Here is a 16403-nt window from a genome sequence, read left to right as displayed (position 1 = left end):
CTTTCTAAAATCATTTGAAATTATAGATGTTTATAAATCACGAAAAGTTGACGTTATAGTTGATACGATCATAATATTCAATCGTAACAAGCATTCCCTTTTGAATCTGATGCACTCTTTCATTTAAGATTTCATAATCGTCTTGCGACAAAATTCTTGGGCTTACAATTTCTACTTCACATTCTTGAATCATTTCTTTAAAGCCTTTTAAAGAATCAAAGCTCTGAAAGATCTGAGCTCGATTTTCTTTTTTCTTATGTATTAAATCCATGTGCATCACATCCTTATAAGGATATCATACGTATTTATTATATATTTTCAAGATAGATTTGAGACTTTGTTTAGAAATTTTCTAAAATGTATTTTTGTGTATTCAAACACTTTCTTAAACGTACTTGTGTATTATCTTCACAAGTATCATTTTGTTTAAAATGATTTGAACTTGCCAAACGAGAATAGTAAGCATCTAGATAATCTTGAAGTTCCATATACTTGTCAGTATCTAGATTTAATTCAAAACCTTCATGACTGGCTTTAAAGTCATTCATTTTATCAAGTTCAGCTAATAAGTTATCAATAATTTCTAATGTTAATTCATCTTTTTTGGCTGCCTTTAAATACTGGTTTAAACGCTTTTTAAAGACCATCGTATTAAAGGTACCATTCTCTTTCATCTTCTCTACTTTCTTTTTAAAAAAGTAAGATCCAATAGCTAAAGATGCCGTTGTAGATAATAAAGCTAAAAATTTGATTTTCTTTTTCTTTGTCATAATAAAAAACCTCGATTCATATATTTTTATTTTACTTTAAAATGAAAAAACATTCCACTAAGGAATGTTAAAAACGAAGCATCTGCATAAATGTCGTGACAACCATTGAAAAAACAACGAATACGACAACGAGTATAATAATGAAACTACGTAATTTTTTTCTCACATGAGCCTCCTATAGAAATCTGATTTTCTTTTGATTTCTTTATCAACTAGATTAGCATCTATTTCTTCAGTAAGCGTAGATTGATCACTAAATAGATTTGTACCCAATCCTAACTTATTGCCCTTAATTTGATATCCTAGAGCTGCTAATATTGTAGGATAAAAATCCATTGTAGTAAAGTCACGATTTTTTTCTTTTACAGGCTTTACTCTTGAATGAATGAACGTGTTCCAAACTCTTCGATCATAGTTCGATGAATAAGTATCGTGAATATATTCTGCAGCCATACTTGTGTGATCACCTTGAATCACAATTACTGTGTTTTCATAAAAATCCTGTTTTTTAAGCCATTCCATAAAATCTTTTAGATTTTCATCTGTATGATAAATAGAATTAGACAAAGATTGTTTAAATAGATTTTTACAAGTTTTAGATTGATATCCATATGGATGATGCGTATCTACAGTCAACATTTCAAAATCAAATGGCTTAGGTAATTTGGATAAGCTTAGAATTTTTTCTTTCGCAAATTCAAATAACTTATCATCCTCAAACCCCCAGAACTCATGATAATCCTTATCAAGAATCCCTTCTTCCTTTAAAGAAACAGTATCCTGTATATCATAATGACCATGTTGATCAAAATAACTTCGTCTGCCTCCAAATGTAGCGTCTGAACCAATCATAAATACACGATTATATCCGTCTTTTTCTAGAATATCTCCAAGTGTTTTTACACTTGGCATAAATGGAACTTTATCTTTACAAAATTTGTGTTTTAAGCTAAAAATCAAAGGAAGACCCGAAGTACTCGCAACAATACCACCAGTAGTCCAGCCTGTTCCAGTTAATACTCGAGCACCACCAATTTTCTCATTTTGAGAAAATGAAATAGATTCTTTCGTGATTTTTGTAAGATATGGCAACAAATCATCATTTGAATTTCCACCATCTTCTTTTTTGGCATATGTCGTTTCCATAGATTCTAAATAGATATGAATAAAATTCATCTTTTCATCAGGTGAAATAATTTCAGTATCAATATAGTTTTTATCATAAAAATCTGTCTTTTTAAATTGATCAAAAACATATGAGAAGAAATGGATTTGGCATAATCCATATATGCAACAAAACAAAAGAATAATTTTAGCTATAAAACCATTTGTCCAACTAAAAATCAATCCAAAGATAATTCCTGGAAGTAAACACTTTTTCATCCAGCCAAAAATGAACTGGGTATTCGTTCCTTCTAATGGAACTTTAATGTGATAAACGATTTGTTCAAAACTAGATAATCCAAAATAGGAATAGGCCCATTTACTTGAAATAGCTAAAGTAAATCCTAATGTAACAACTAAAAAACTCATAATCAGTCCTTTCTAAGACAAAAATAGGTCATAAGACCTATTTGTTGCACTTATTCTTTAAAGTTTGACTAGGACGGAACTTAGGAAGTTTTGTCGCTTGAATCATCATTCTTTCTTTTGTGACTGGGTTGATTCCCATTCTAGACTTGCGATCAAAAATTTCAAATTTTCCAAATGCAGTAATGTCTACATGACCATCATTTGCTAGAGCATCGCTCATTTCATTAAAAATCAAGTCTACCGCAAATGCAGCATCTTTTTTAGATAAATTTAAATTAATTGATAGAGCCTGTGTTAATGACTCTTTATTTACATACTTTCCCATACTAAAATTCCTTCTTTAAATCTCTTATCATTAAATCTTGTGCACATTCACTTGGAAGTTTTCCATTATATAAGATTTGGTAAACCTCTTCACAAATTGGCATATCAATACCATTTTCTTGTGCTACACGATGAACAATTTTTGCAGTACGAACACCTTCAACAGTTTTAGTGTTATTTTTAAAGAAATTCTCTACTGAATTTTCTTTACCAATTTGATAACCTGCTTCAAAGTTACGAGAATGTACACTTGTACAAGTTACGATCAAGTCTCCAATTCCAGTTAGACCCATAAATGTTTTTTGGTGTCCACCAAAATGTACGCCATAACGAATCATTTCCTGTAATCCACGAGTAATCAAAGCTGCACGTGTATTATCTTGATATCCTAATCCAGACAAAATACCAGAGGCAATAGCCATAACATTTTTGATCGCAACACCTAGTTCTGAACCAATTTCATCATTTCCTGTATAAATACGTAGATACTGGTTAGAGAATAGGTTTTGAACTGTAACCGCATCATCATTTTTTAAACTGATTGCATCAATAGTTGTTAATAATCGAATCACAACTTCTTCTGCATGACTTGGACCAATTAAACTTACTACAGAACTTAATTTATCTTCATCAATACAACGACGAATGACTTGAGACATTCTTTCATTTGTTTCTGGATGAAATCCTTTTGAAACATTGATAATAATCGTTTTTTTATCCAATAATTCATTGATTTGATGACAAATTGGATCAATAGCGATAGTAGGAACAGCTAATAATACAATATCTGCTCCTTTTACACATGAAATATCTGTCGTTGCTTTTAATTCAGGATTTAATTCAACATCCGCAAAATATTTTGAGTTTTTATGGTTTTCATTGATATCATTTACTTCATTTTCTGCAACACCATAAACCATAACTTCTTGATGATTATCTTGTAATACTTGAGCTAAAGCGGTTCCCCAGCTTCCACTTCCAATCACAACTGTACGCATATTTAAACTCCTTACTATGAGCGTTTACGAGCCAAAATTTTAATTGGTGTACCCGTAAAGCCAAATGCTTCTCTTAATTTATTTTCAATATAACGACTATAACTAAAGTGCAATAGTTCTGGATCATTCACAAATAAAACAATTGTTGGTGGCTCCACAGCTACTTGAGATGCATAATAAATCTTTAATTGCTTTCCTAAATGAGGTTTTGCCGGATTCATCATTTGAGCATCTAAAATAACGTCATTTAAGATATTTGTTGGAATACGCAAAGTACATGCATCATGAACTTGATCAATTAAAGGGATCAATTGATTTACTTTACTTCCCGTAAGAGCAGAAGTAAACGCAATAGGTGCATAATTCAAATATAAGAATTGAGCTCGAATTTCCTTTTCAATTTTAGACATTGTCTTTTCATCTTTTTCAACAGTATCCCACTTGTTGTATACAATAATGACACCTTTTCCGGCATCATGTGCAAGACCTGCAACATGTTTATCTTGATCACGAATACCTTTTTCACCATCAATCAAGAACAATACGACGTTACTACGATCAATAGCACTTAAAGCACGTAAGATTGAATATTTTTCAATATTTTCATAAATCTTACCCTTTTTACGAATACCAGCCGTATCAATGATCATATATTCTTTATCATCTACATGAAATGGTGTATCGATTGCATCACGCGTAGTACCTTCTACATTAGATACAATAACACGATCTTCTTTTAAGATTGAATTTACTAAACTTGATTTTCCAACGTTTGGACGACCAATTACACAGAATGATGTAATTCCCTCATATGGAGATATATTCTTTTTTGGAAGCTTTTCCATGACTATATCTAAAAGATCTCCTAGACCAATTCCATGTGCTCCACTTAAGGCAACAGGATCACCTAAACCTAAAGCATAGAACTCATATACATTCATTTGTATTTCTGGATTGTCCACTTTATTACAAGCTAAAATGACTGGTTTTTTACATTTTTGCAGCTTTCTAGCGATGATTGTATCATCTGTCATAACTCCTTCTTTGGCAGAAGTTAAGAAAATAATGACATCTGCTTCTTCAATCGCAATATCTACCTGCATATTGATTTCTTGGGCAAATGCCTGGTCCTCAATTTGAATACCACCCGTATCGATCAAGCGAAAAGTTTGTGTCAGCCATTCCACTTCACCATAAATTCTATCTCTTGTAACTCCGGGCGTATCATCTACAATGCTTTTTCTTTGTCCAATCAAACGATTGAATATCGTTGATTTTCCGACATTTGGCCGACCTACTATGGCCACAGTACCTCGAATCATATTGTGGTCCCCTTTCTACATTATTCGATTATATCCAATACTTTTGTAACGACTTCATCAATTGTTAAATTTGAAGTATCAATTTCAATCGCATCTTCTGTTTTTTGTAAAGGCGAAATTTCTCGATGCGTATCCTGATAATCTCTTGCGACAATATCTTGATAGATTGTTTCATAATCTGCATCGATTCCCTTAGAAATATATTCATCATATCTTCTTTGGGCTCTTGCCTTACTTGTTGCACTCATAAAGATTTTGACTTCTGCATCCGGCAAAACAACGGAACAAATGTCTCTTCCATCTACGATAAATCCTTTATTTGCGCAAACTTTTTGTTGAAGATTTACTAACTTTTTACGAACGATCGCAAGCTGACTCGTTTTGCTTGCCTGCATAGAAACATCATTCATACGAATTTGTTTAGAAACATCTTCACCATCTAAATACACATGATTTTCTTCATCAAAAGAAATGTCAATAGAATCCATCAAATCCGACATTGCCTTTTCATCATGAATATCTATATTGTTTTTTAACGTTTTATAGGCAACACAACGATACATAGCACCCGTATCCAGATGTGTCATACCTAATTTTTCTGCAACAATATCTGCAATCGTACTTTTTCCAACCCCACTAGGGCCATCAATCGCAATATTAATTTTTTTCATTTCAATCCTCATTAAATATTTTTAAAAGTCCAAACCAAATAGCCAATAATCGCAACTAAGGCAATAATCAAAATGGCTAATACAACATTTAATACGATTTCAGAACTTTTCTTTTCTTTATGCTTGCTAGCTTTTTCAAAATCAGAAGTCTTCATACGCATTTTTGCGCTTGGCATAGATTCAATCTCATCACGTTTTTCTTTTTTTCGCTTAGATTTTTTCTTCTTTTCCTTTTTTGGCTGTTCTTCAGTTTTATCAAAGTCATCATTTGATAAGAACATCAAATCCAAATTGTCATCCTCTGGTTTTTTAACATCTTCAACATCATCACTTGTTAACACAATTTTTTCTTCTAAAGGCTCTTGTCGAGTTACTCTTTCAAACTCTTGAGTTTTTGGCTTTGAAATCTTCATAGTTGAGCCTAAATCTTCATCATCTGTATCCATAGGAATTACATGTTGATTGCGTTTTTTAGTTTCACTAGTAGAATCCAATTGTTTTAAAATATTGATTTGTGTATCGTCTGTAATACGATTTCCATTATCAATATTGTATTGCTTAACTTCTCCAAGAAGATCTTCCATAACTGGAGATGTTGGCATTTCTTTTACTGTTGGCGAAACCTTCACTGTATCATGAGGATACAATGGTTTATTTGCGTGTGATAATCCATTATCAACACGAGATAATCTTTGTAATTTTACTGGCTGCGCTTGAGCCGCTGTCGTTTCTTCATCTAAACGATCTCTAAGTTCTTGATACTTTTGTTTTCTTGAAAGTTGAGTCATAAGTACCTCCTAAACATTCCTTACTATTATACACTATTCAACAAAAAAAGAAAAATAGGCAATCGCCTATTTTGCTCGTCCCGAATATTTTCCGTCATTTGTATTCACAACAATCATTTCATCTTGGTTGATAAATAAAGGAACTTTTACTTCTAATCCAGTTTCTAATACAGCATTTTTACTTGCAGAAGTAGCTGTATCACCTTTTACAGCTTGTTCGCATTCAACAATTTTCAAAGTTGCTTTATCTGGTAAAATAACCCCAAGAATTTCACCTTCATAACTTGAAATATTTACATTAGAGTTTGGAACAATAAAGTTTCTTTCCCATTTTAAACGATCCATTGGAATTTCAACTTGATCATACGTTTCATTGTCCATAAATACCATCGCATCTTCTGTATCATATAAATATTGCATTTCTCTTTTTTCGATTTGAGCTAGTTCCACCTTTTCTCCACCGCCCCAAGATAATTCAACATTACTTCCAGTACGGATGTTACGAACTTTCGCCTTAACAACCATGGCACTACGAGCTGTTTTATTTTGTGACGCTTCTAGAACTGTATAGATTCCACCGTCGACTAAAATTGTAAGACCTGGTTTTAAATCATTTGAACTAATCATGTTTATCTCCTTTAAAATTGTATGTTTAACCTAAATTATTTTATATCACGCAAAAAAATTGTCAAGAAAAAGAAAAAAAGCACCGAAGTGCTTTCTCTCATCGAAAGGATCGATAAAGTAATTTCTTATGTGTTATTAAGGAAGGATATATACACACAAGATGGATATTGAGTTGAAAGGTGAGCCATACTTTCTTTCTCTTACCACCCATATAATACCCCTAAATTGTAAACTTGTAAACCCTTCCAACTAATTTTCGTATATCAAATCAAAATTTGTCATCTTGTCTTGATTTGAAACACCCAAGTTATAATTTCTATTCTTAATCAATAATAATAGGTCTTCGTCCAAATCAGGATTTTGACAAGTTGCCAAAAATAGACGAATTGCTTCCATTGCCAATAATTGTGCGCGGTCATATAAATCAAAAAAGCTTTCTGTAGAAACAAAAGACGCATCGCTTGGATGTAGCCAGCGATTATGTAAAAGATTCATAACATCATATGGATCATCTGGATTATTTGGAACAATATATCCTGATAATGAGTTATAGGCTTTTGTGAAAGTCTCTAAAGTTTGAAGTGCCTTTAATTTATCTCCTGAAGCATCATAAAACAAAGTTTCAATAAAATGCCAATCATTTAAGCTTTCAAGAATTTGATGTGGTTTAATATCAAAACCAAAGATTTGGCGAATAGCCGGTACATAAATGCGAGCAATGGCTCTAGCCTGTTCTTTTGTGACATCACACACTTCATAAAATTTAAAATCTTCAATTGTACATTCACGCTTTACCTTCAACATAATCGCATCAATCAATGATTCAAAACGATGGTGATACCAAGCACTCTTACCTTTACAAGGTCCAGTGCGATAGAAAACATATGGATGGCTAGTGGCATCCAATGCCCAGTGACATAAATGTCCACAAACGTAAGTCATCATATCTTTTTTTATTTCTTCATCTTGTTCATTGCGAATAGAAATCAAGGCTTTTTGATAAAATTCGTTCACATGGCCTGCATGAAACATTGAGCCAGAAACTCTTAAATCACTTTTCTTAAAGAAATCCTTTGGATTCATCCCATGAAAAAACAAGAAATCTGGTCCATTTGAACCGATTTCTAAAAGTTGCAATCGAGGCTCAAATAAATCATGTGTATTTTCATCCACTTTATCAAAAATTTCTTGAGCAAATAATGTATGTGTAATAATATTAGGCATTGTTTTTTACCTCCTCTATTAAGCCATGATAGACAATATATTCAGCATATGTATCCATCTGACAATATGTTGAAATAGCTTCTTTTACTTCTTTCTTTTCTTTTTCGTCTTTATCATCATATGTACGATACGCAAAAACTGCATTTAATCCATTTTGAATATCAAGATCATGATAAGAAACATCTTTAGAGAAGACCGGAAGAATACTCTTTAAAGAATAGTGTCCTCGCATTTTTGAATTGTAGTAAAGTCCTGCCTCAAACGGTTTAGAAAGATCAACCATTCTAGCACAAATTGACTCTAATTCTTCTTTATATTCTTCAAATTGACTCGCAAGCTGTTTTAATCTTAGCTTTTCAGCCCCTTCCATGTTATAGACAAGAATTGTCCCTGTTTTTGGAAGATCATGGATCAATTTTTCAACAAAATGTCTTCGACAATCTTTTGATTCGAAAAAGTTATAATGTGTTAAATTTCCATTCTCTGTCTCTACATGAAGACTATATTGAAAACAAAGTACATCAAATGGCTTCATGTTTTCATAGGGCGGTACCGCAAAGGTGTCCCATTCAAAATCCAAATATGAAATTGGATATTGGATCTGTTTCATCCAGACTTTTAAGGCCGATTTATCCATAAATGGCTTTTGTGTTTTACTTGCCATATATTGTGCATATTGCAGTCTAAAACCTTCAATTTGATTCAATGGTAATTCATGAATATGACGAATACCACGACTATACGCATCTAACTTATGCTGATTCGTAGTAAAAAATAAGATAGAATCATCAGGTTCATTAGATTCATCAAAACAAATTGGATAATAATTACACCTTCTTAATGCCGTACACTGTTTTGTACGAACAGGTGTAATACTAGGTTTATTCAAAATTTCTTTTGTTCTTTCAATCCACGCATCCAAATCGATATCAATTTCATCCATACATTCTGCAATTGTTTTTGAAAGATGATTACGCTTATTGAACAATTTATCACTGATGCACAAAAGTTCATTTAAATCTAATGTATCCTTACGAACATATTCTTTATTTAAATATACAATGCGATTTTCAATGACATTGACACCACAATGAGCCAAAATGATTTGATTGACCTTCATAATGAAGGCTTCATTTTCCTTTGGATAGGCACTTAAATGTGGATATACTGCCATATATCCATTTTCTAATTTTTTTAGATATGGAATCTTTGTTCGGCATTCTTTGTATTCAAAGCGTGCAAAACATACAACATCATTTTCTTCTAATAATTTTAAAGATTGTTCATTTGAATCCATTGAGTGTCCTAAGCCACAATCTGTTGCGTTTAGATACGTTTTCCAAAGGTCTGAGAATGGACAATCCATTTTATAAAAACTTTCTTGGTGAATTGAATTGTGTGCACTATTCCAGCAAAAACAAGCACATTTCATTTCACGCATTAAATCTGATACATGTAACATAAAAATTTTCACCATTCTTATTGTACTTCAAAACTTAAATCTTTTCATCCCCATACGCATTTAATATTTGTTTAACACGCACAAGATATGCAAACTTTACATCTTCTGGGCTCAAAATTTCGACTTGATTTGTCATTGAAAATAAAGATTGATACAAATTCGATAAATCATCTGTATAGAATTCAAAGTCGGTGAAATCCTCTTGTTTATTGATGATTTGAAGTTTATTGCCCCAATATTTTTCTTTAAAAAGACGAAGGCCATTATCTGCATGATTGACTCGTACTTTAATTTGTTTTAAATCCAAAGGAATCAAAGAATGTTCACCAATATAATGACTTAAATGGAAATGGTTGTCACGAATAAAATGTCTTGATGATATTTCACATGAATACATACGCTCTTTACTAAAGCGATACATACGGTAGTCTTTCCTTAATAATGAAAAACCTATTAGATAATAGGATTTATGATAGTGAATAATTTCATAGGGTTCCACTTCAAATTCTTTAGGCACTTCATCTTGTAAAGATTGGTATGACAAAAGGACGCAAAGACCATGATTTATGGCTTGTTGCGTCTTATCGATCATAGATGATATCTTTTGATCTAATTCCATAGAATTCGACATATAGTGTAAGGTATCATTGGAAGAAATCTTACTTGTCGCAATGATCTTATCCATGGCATCACAATATAAAGATAGTGGTTTGAAATCTTTTTGTGTGCGCATAAATTTATAAGATTGAACCAATGCATCCTTTTGTTCGTCTGTAAAAATTGTAACTGGCAAATCATATTCATCATTTAAAATATATCCGCCATAACGACCTTTTACTTCTTCCACATTATATCCTGCAAGTACAAGTTCTTTTTTAAACTCACGAATATTACGTGGATTGACTTCAAGTTCAGTGGCAAGTTGCGTCGTATTCAACTTTCCTCTTGCCTTTAATAGTTGTAGCATGCGAATGCATAAATTCGTTCGATTCATCGTTATCTCCTTTTAGTGTGTACTGCAAAATCTTTGTGGATAATAGCCAAATCCTTTTTTAGGTTCAAAATGTTTAGGAACAATACCACGAAATACAAGTGGACGTATCATTTGACCAATCCCTCTTTCAAGTGCAAAGCCTAAAGCCTCTTGTTTTTGAATAGCTCCGGCATCAATTAAAATATTTACAATTTCTTCATTTCCAACACTGATAGCATGCATCAAAATGGGATATCCATTAAATACCCAACTAGGACTTGCACCAAGTTGTAGACAATATTCAACCCCTTCTACATCCTCTTTCCATACAGCATCTAATAAATCCATAGCTAATCTTTTTTCTGCGTTCATATTGTACCCTTCTTTCTATACTCAAAGGATACAATTTAATTTGACATTATTTATGTCAATTAATCCGATACTTCTCTAACGGTTTGAAGACGTGATAAAACATCTTCACATACGAGTTGATAGATACAAGAACAAATTGGAATAAAAATAATAATTCCAATAATACCTGCGATATTAGCTCCAATCGTAATGGCGACAATAATGTACATTGGTGGAAAGCCAACGGATTTTCCAACAACATGTGGATAGATAAAATTTCCTTCAACTTGCTGGATACAAATAAACATAATAATAAAAGTAAGTCCTTGTATAGGGTCTGTCATCGCAATAAAGAAAGCACATAATAGTGCGGCCACTAAAGCTCCAAACATGGGTACTAAGGCTCCAATACCAACGACAAGTCCAACTAAAAATGCGTATGGTATTTTTAAAATCAAGGATCCTGTTGTTACTAAACTCGCAAGAATCAAACATTCTGTGCATGTACCACCCACATAGCTTGTAAATATACGAATGATCAACTTTAATACGTGGCGTGTTTTTTCATAATCTCTTTTAGGAAGATAGGCCATCAACAAAGATTTTGTCTCACGCACAACTTGTTCTTTATTAAACAACAATAAAAATGAGAATACAATTGTGATAAAGACTTGTGCAAACCATGAAAATGTAGTGGATAATATAGAATATATAGAACCAAACAGATCATTTGCACCTCCAGATACAAGCCAAGAACTAATTTTTTTACTTACATTATCAATAGCCGAATTACTGAAGGCGTTTATGTCTAAGTTTTTCAAAAAATCATGCACAACATCTACATTTTTCGTAACGTTTAAAAGCCATATATAAAACTCATATATCATTTGTGGAAAGTTTGTCAAAAGTGTTTGAATAGAAAATAAGATTTTTGGAATAACAATTCCAACAAAGGCTGCAAATATCGCAAACACGATACATATAGCTAAAATGTTAGAAATCATTCTTTTGATTTTTGTATCTTTGAAATCAAACCATTTAATTGAATAGCGCATTAAATTATTCGATATAATATTAAAGACAAAGGCAAGTCCTGTTCCAAATAAAAATGGCAGGCACATAGTGCCAATCCAGCCCAAAAAGCTAACAATTTTTTCAAAATAATAAATAAACATGCCAATGAATAAAGTAAAAACAATTAATCTTTGATACATTTTTTCTTTTTCGTGTAGGTCCATTAAAGCCACCTCAAATCGAATTCATTATACTATCTTTTAAAATGAAAATCATTTTTTTAATTTTTTTATTTACATCTTTTTTTCATAGGTGTAAAATTGCCGAGTTAAAAGAAAAAAGAAGAGGTGAAAAAAATGAGTACTAAGTACATTTTCGTAACGGGTGGTGTTGTTTCTGGTTTAGGAAAAGGAATCAGTGCAGCAAGTCTTGGTCGTCTATTAAAGTCGCGTGGCTACAAAGTAACAAGTCAAAAACTAGATCCTTATATCAATGTGGACCCAGGAACAATGTCCCCTTTCCAACATGGTGAAGTTTATGTCACAGATGACGGTCTAGAAGCCGATCTAGATTTAGGTCATTACGAGCGATTTATCGATGAAAACCTACACACGTATTCTAACCTTACCACAGGACGTGTATATTGGAATGTCATCAATAAAGAGCGTGATGGAAAATATTTAGGTGAAACAGTTCAAGTTATTCCTCATATTACCAATGAAATCAAAAGCTTTGTGATTCGTGCTGGTGAACATGCATCTGCCGATGTTGTAATCACAGAAATTGGTGGAACAACAGGAGATATTGAAAGCTTACCATTTCTAGAATCCATTCGTCAGGTTGCCTTAGAGGTAGGTCGTAAAAATTGTTTATTCATCCATGTAACTTATATTCCATATATTTCTGGTTCACAGGAATACAAATCGAAACCAACACAACATTCTGTCAAAGAATTGCAGTCTTATGGCATTAATCCAGATATCATTGTTGCACGTTGTGATGAAACAATTCCTCAGTCTGTTTTAGATAAAATTTCATTATTCTGTAATGTTGAAAAACGTTGTGTAATCCAAAATAAGACACTTCCTTCCCTTTATGAAGTTCCATTTATGCTAGAAGAACAAAATCTTGCAGATATTGTTTGTGAAAAAACGGGTCTTGAGATTCGTAAACCCGATTTAAGAGAATGGAAACAAGTGGTAGACAATATTAAGGCAAGCACAAAACCTGTAAACATTGCTTTAGTTGGTAAGTATGTTGCGTTGCACGATGCATATCTATCTGTAAGTGAGGCTTTATATCATGGTGGTTTTGAAAACCATGCGAAAGTCAACATTCAATGGATTGATTCAGAAGGATTAGAAAATGCCAATTTAGACGAAGTCTTTAAAGATACAGATGGAATCATTTTACCGGGTGGTTTTGGTGATCGTGGCATTGAAGGTATGATCAGTGTCGCAACATATGCAAGACACAAACAAATTCCTTATTTAGGCATCTGTTTAGGTATGCAAATTGCTGCCATTGCCTTTGCACGTAGTGAATTAGGTTTTGAAGATGCCAATTCCTATGAATTTGATCCAGAAAGTAAACATACAATCATTGATTTTATGGAAGATCAAAGCAATGATATCCGTAAAGGTGGAACAATGCGTTTGGGTTCTTATCCTTGTTCATTAAGAGCAGAAACAAAAATCTGGTCATGTTATAAAAAAGACATGATTGATGAAAGACATCGTCATCGTTATGAATTCAATAATGAATATCGTAGTGAGTTTGAACGTAATGATATGATGATTGTAGGTACAAGTCCTGACAAACAATTAGTGGAAGCCATTGAATATAAGAATCACCCATTCTATATTGGTGTACAATATCATCCTGAATTTAAATCTAGACCAAATCGTCCACACCCATTATTTGTTGGTTTAGTTAAAGCGAGTCTAGAAAATAAAGAAAGTCACAAATAGTGACTTTTCTTTTTTTATATATACTTTTCAATTTCATCTTCGTTTTTTAACAACAATGGATTTGACTATCTAATCAATTAGGTGTAATAGACACAGAACTTTATATTGCCAACATACTCTTATACGAAAAAAATGAGGTTTTTTTGAAAAAAAGAAAAATTTCTCAAAACATTTGTGAAAATAATGATATTATATACGCGACAGGAGGATACTATTAAAATGAAAATTGTCGATGAATATTTTGGATGTGACGTATTCAGTACATCTGCTATGCAAAGATATTTGCCTCATGCCGTCTACAAACAAATGATGGACGTAATGGAAAAAGGAAAAGAGCTTCCTAAAGAAATCGCTGATGTAGTCGCAAATGCCATGAAAGACTGGGCTATGGATAAGGGTGCAACACATTATACTCACTGGTTCCAGCCAATGACAGGAATTACGGCTGAAAAACATGATGCGTTTATCAATCCAACTGGGCCAACATCTGTTATTTCAGATTTTAGAGGAAAAGAATTGATCAAAGGTGAACCCGATGCTTCAAGTTTTCCAAGTGGAGGGTTGCGTGCCACATTTGAAGCTAGAGGATATACAGCTTGGGATCCAACTTCATTAGCTTTTGTCAAAGAAAAGACATTATATATACCAACTTTATTCTGTTCTTACGATGGTAGTGCTTTGGATAAGAAAACACCATTATTAAGAAGTAATGATGCATTAAATAAGGCAGCCGTTCGTTTATTGAACATTATGGGCTACGATATCCATAAAATCAAAACAACTGTAGGTCCTGAGCAAGAATATTTCTTAATTGATGAAGCAATGTTTAAAGAGCGTTTAGACCTATTGGTTACAGGACGTACGCTATTTGGTGCAGCTCCCGTTAAAGGTCAAGAATTAGACGATCACTATTTTGGAAGCTTGTCTGAACGAGTTAAAGCCTACATGGAAGAAGTGGATGAAGAACTTTGGAAATTGGGTGTATACGCAAAAACAGAACATAAAGAAGTAGCTCCATGTCAATTTGAGCTAGCGCCAGTATTTACGACAACAAATATTGCGAATGACCAAAACCAATTGACTATGGAAGTTTTACAGAAAGTTGCTTCTCATCATGGCTTGGTATGTTTATTACATGAAAAACCATTTGATGGAGTTAATGGTAGTGGTAAACACAACAACTGGTCATTCTGTACAGAAGAAGGAGAAAATATTCTAGAACCAGGTGATTCTCCAAAAGACAATATTCGTTTCTTAACTGTTTTAGCAGCTATTATTAAAGGTGTTGATGAATATCAAGACTTGTTAAGAATCTCTGTTGCGAGCGCTGGAAACGATCATCGTTTAGGTGCTGATGAAGCTCCACCAGCTATTATCTCCATCTATTTAGGTGAAGAATTAACCGCTATTTTGGAAGCAATCGAAGCTGGAAATGAGTACGTAGATACAATCGATCGTAAATTGGAATTAGGAGTTTCTACTTTACCTCCAATCGCAAAAGATTCTACAGACCGTAACCGTACTTCTCCATTTGCCTTTACTGGAAATAAATTTGAATTCAGAATGCTTGGATCCAACTTGAATATTTCTTGTCCTAACACAATTTTAAATACAATCGTAGCTGAAGAATTAACGCAGTTTGCAGATGAATTAGAATGTGTAAAACAAGAAGATATGACAAAGGCTTTGATTGCGTTGATTCAAAAGACATTAAAAAATCATAATCGTATTATCTTCTCTGGAAATGGATATTCAGATGAATGGAAAAAAGAAGCAGTGAAACGTGGCTTATTAGAACTAAAAACAACGGCGGATGCACTTCCTCACTATACAGATCCAAAGAATCTTCAATTATTTGAAAAACACAATGTATATTCAGCAAGTGAATTACATGCTCGTGAAAGTATCCTACTAACAAACTACTACCAAGTAGTACAAATCGAAGCTAAAACCATGGCATACATGTTAAGAAAACAAATCTTACCTGCCATCTTTAGTTATGAGGCTAAACTAGCTCAAATCATTCAAACAAAGAAATCAAGTGGAATTGATGCTCCTCTAGAAGTAAAGATCTTGAAAAATATCAACACTCCATTAGAACTTGTATCAAATCACTTGGATACACTAGAAACTTTGATCAAAAAAGAAACAACCACAGAAAAACAAGCAGCTCGTTTTGCGGCTGATGAACTACTTCCATTAATGGAAACAATTCGCCAATTAACAGATGAGATTGAAACCAATGTTTCTAAAGAAGACTGGCCTTTACCAGACTATAATGACATTTTATTTAAGTCAATGCTTTAGGGAATCGTTTGATTCCCTCTTTTTTTACATTTATTTTCTGTAAACACTTGCATAAGCATGTTTCTTGAG

Annotated in this window: 16 protein-coding genes; 2 read left to right on the top strand and 14 right to left on the bottom strand. The window is 32.9% G+C overall.

Annotated elements, in window-relative coordinates; all coding sequences use genetic code 11:
* Positions 1-37: 37 nt before the first annotated feature.
* From Q3907_RS00450 to Q3907_RS00385, 14 genes are all read right to left on the bottom strand, one after another.
* Complete coding sequence (locus Q3907_RS00450; RefSeq protein ID WP_301896686.1) at positions 38-271, bottom strand: hypothetical protein; 234 nt, start codon at positions 269-271, stop codon at positions 38-40.
* Between the two features lie 70 nt (positions 272-341).
* Complete coding sequence (locus tag Q3907_RS00445) at positions 342-770, bottom strand: hypothetical protein (RefSeq protein WP_295562531.1); 429 nt, start codon at positions 768-770, stop codon at positions 342-344.
* A 162-nt stretch (positions 771-932) separates the two neighbouring features.
* Positions 933-2303 (bottom strand): LTA synthase family protein, encoded by a 1371-nt coding sequence (locus Q3907_RS00440; protein ID WP_301896685.1) that lies wholly within the window; start codon positions 2301-2303, stop codon positions 933-935.
* A 37-nt stretch (positions 2304-2340) separates the two neighbouring features.
* On the bottom strand, positions 2341-2628 hold the full coding sequence (locus Q3907_RS00435; RefSeq protein ID WP_295562534.1) for an HU family DNA-binding protein: 288 nt from the start codon (positions 2626-2628) through the stop codon (positions 2341-2343).
* A 1-nt stretch (position 2629) separates the two neighbouring features.
* Positions 2630-3625, bottom strand: coding sequence for an NAD(P)H-dependent glycerol-3-phosphate dehydrogenase (locus Q3907_RS00430; RefSeq protein WP_295562536.1), 996 nt, complete (start codon positions 3623-3625; stop codon positions 2630-2632).
* Between the two features lie 14 nt (positions 3626-3639).
* Entirely contained in the window at positions 3640-4947 is a 1308-nt protein-coding gene (gene der, locus Q3907_RS00425; protein WP_301896683.1) for a ribosome biogenesis GTPase Der, read from the bottom strand.
* Between the two features lie 20 nt (positions 4948-4967).
* Entirely contained in the window at positions 4968-5618 is a 651-nt protein-coding gene (gene cmk / locus Q3907_RS00420; protein WP_301896682.1) for a (d)CMP kinase, read from the bottom strand.
* Positions 5619-5629: 11 nt separating this feature from the next.
* Positions 5630-6406, bottom strand: coding sequence for a hypothetical protein (locus tag Q3907_RS00415; protein WP_295758795.1), 777 nt, complete (start codon positions 6404-6406; stop codon positions 5630-5632).
* Positions 6407-6472: 66 nt separating this feature from the next.
* Positions 6473-7033: an elongation factor P gene (efp, locus tag Q3907_RS00410; protein ID WP_295645479.1), complete on the bottom strand. Its 561-nt coding sequence runs from the start codon at positions 7031-7033 to the stop codon at positions 6473-6475.
* Between the two features lie 249 nt (positions 7034-7282).
* Entirely contained in the window at positions 7283-8257 is a 975-nt protein-coding gene (locus Q3907_RS00405; protein WP_301896680.1) for a hypothetical protein, read from the bottom strand.
* Complete coding sequence (locus tag Q3907_RS00400) at positions 8250-9719, bottom strand: DUF2779 domain-containing protein (protein ID WP_295562546.1); 1470 nt, start codon at positions 9717-9719, stop codon at positions 8250-8252. The genes Q3907_RS00405 and Q3907_RS00400 overlap by 8 nt, the downstream gene beginning before the upstream one ends.
* A gap of 34 nt (positions 9720-9753) precedes the next feature.
* Positions 9754-10713 carry a YafY family protein gene (locus Q3907_RS00395; RefSeq protein WP_295562547.1) on the bottom strand — a complete coding sequence of 320 codons (960 nt, stop codon included), beginning with the start codon at positions 10711-10713 and terminating at the stop codon, positions 9754-9756.
* A gap of 12 nt (positions 10714-10725) precedes the next feature.
* Positions 10726-11064, bottom strand: coding sequence for an ankyrin repeat domain-containing protein (locus tag Q3907_RS00390; RefSeq protein WP_295562548.1), 339 nt, complete (start codon positions 11062-11064; stop codon positions 10726-10728).
* A 59-nt stretch (positions 11065-11123) separates the two neighbouring features.
* The gene (locus tag Q3907_RS00385; RefSeq protein ID WP_301896679.1) at positions 11124-12281 is read right to left on the bottom strand and encodes an AI-2E family transporter; all 1158 of its coding nucleotides are present in this window, start codon (positions 12279-12281) and stop codon (positions 11124-11126) included.
* 132 nt (positions 12282-12413) lie between these two features.
* Between Q3907_RS00385 and Q3907_RS00380 the strand changes: the two genes are divergently transcribed.
* Both Q3907_RS00380 and Q3907_RS00375 read left to right on the top strand, forming a co-directional pair.
* Entirely contained in the window at positions 12414-14027 is a 1614-nt protein-coding gene (locus Q3907_RS00380; protein ID WP_301896677.1) for a CTP synthase, read from the top strand.
* Positions 14028-14246: 219 nt separating this feature from the next.
* Positions 14247-16334, top strand: a complete 2088-nt coding sequence (locus tag Q3907_RS00375) for a glutamine synthetase III (protein WP_295646498.1) — start codon at positions 14247-14249, stop codon at positions 16332-16334.
* Positions 16335-16403: the final 69 nt, after the last annotated feature.

Source organism: uncultured Holdemanella sp., assembly GCF_958348295.1.
GTDB lineage: Bacteria > Bacillota_I > Bacilli_A > Erysipelotrichales > Erysipelotrichaceae > Holdemanella.
This window is presented reverse-complemented; position numbering and strand designations above follow the sequence as displayed.

Coding starts and splice junctions, on each gene's coding strand:
- Q3907_RS00390 (WP_295562548.1), bottom strand. CDS start 11,064: ATGAACGCAGAAAAAAGATTAGCTATGGATTTATTAGATGCTGTATGG.
- efp (WP_295645479.1), bottom strand. CDS start 7,033: ATGATTAGTTCAAATGATTTAAAACCAGGTCTTACAATTTTAGTCGAC.
- Q3907_RS00405 (WP_301896680.1), bottom strand. CDS start 8,257: ATGCCTAATATTATTACACATACATTATTTGCTCAAGAAATTTTTGAT.
- Q3907_RS00395 (WP_295562547.1), bottom strand. CDS start 10,713: ATGAATCGAACGAATTTATGCATTCGCATGCTACAACTATTAAAGGCA.
- cmk (WP_301896682.1), bottom strand. CDS start 5,618: ATGAAAAAAATTAATATTGCGATTGATGGCCCTAGTGGGGTTGGAAAA.
- der (WP_301896683.1), bottom strand. CDS start 4,947: ATGATTCGAGGTACTGTGGCCATAGTAGGTCGGCCAAATGTCGGAAAA.
- Q3907_RS00440 (WP_301896685.1), bottom strand. CDS start 2,303: ATGAGTTTTTTAGTTGTTACATTAGGATTTACTTTAGCTATTTCAAGT.
- Q3907_RS00375 (WP_295646498.1), top strand. CDS start 14,247: ATGAAAATTGTCGATGAATATTTTGGATGTGACGTATTCAGTACATCT.
- Q3907_RS00385 (WP_301896679.1), bottom strand. CDS start 12,281: ATGGACCTACACGAAAAAGAAAAAATGTATCAAAGATTAATTGTTTTT.
- Q3907_RS00435 (WP_295562534.1), bottom strand. CDS start 2,628: ATGGGAAAGTATGTAAATAAAGAGTCATTAACACAGGCTCTATCAATT.
- Q3907_RS00450 (WP_301896686.1), bottom strand. CDS start 271: ATGGATTTAATACATAAGAAAAAAGAAAATCGAGCTCAGATCTTTCAG.
- Q3907_RS00415 (WP_295758795.1), bottom strand. CDS start 6,406: ATGACTCAACTTTCAAGAAAACAAAAGTATCAAGAACTTAGAGATCGT.
- Q3907_RS00400 (WP_295562546.1), bottom strand. CDS start 9,719: ATGTTACATGTATCAGATTTAATGCGTGAAATGAAATGTGCTTGTTTT.
- Q3907_RS00430 (WP_295562536.1), bottom strand. CDS start 3,625: ATGCGTACAGTTGTGATTGGAAGTGGAAGCTGGGGAACCGCTTTAGCT.
- Q3907_RS00380 (WP_301896677.1), top strand. CDS start 12,414: ATGAGTACTAAGTACATTTTCGTAACGGGTGGTGTTGTTTCTGGTTTA.
- Q3907_RS00445 (WP_295562531.1), bottom strand. CDS start 770: ATGACAAAGAAAAAGAAAATCAAATTTTTAGCTTTATTATCTACAACG.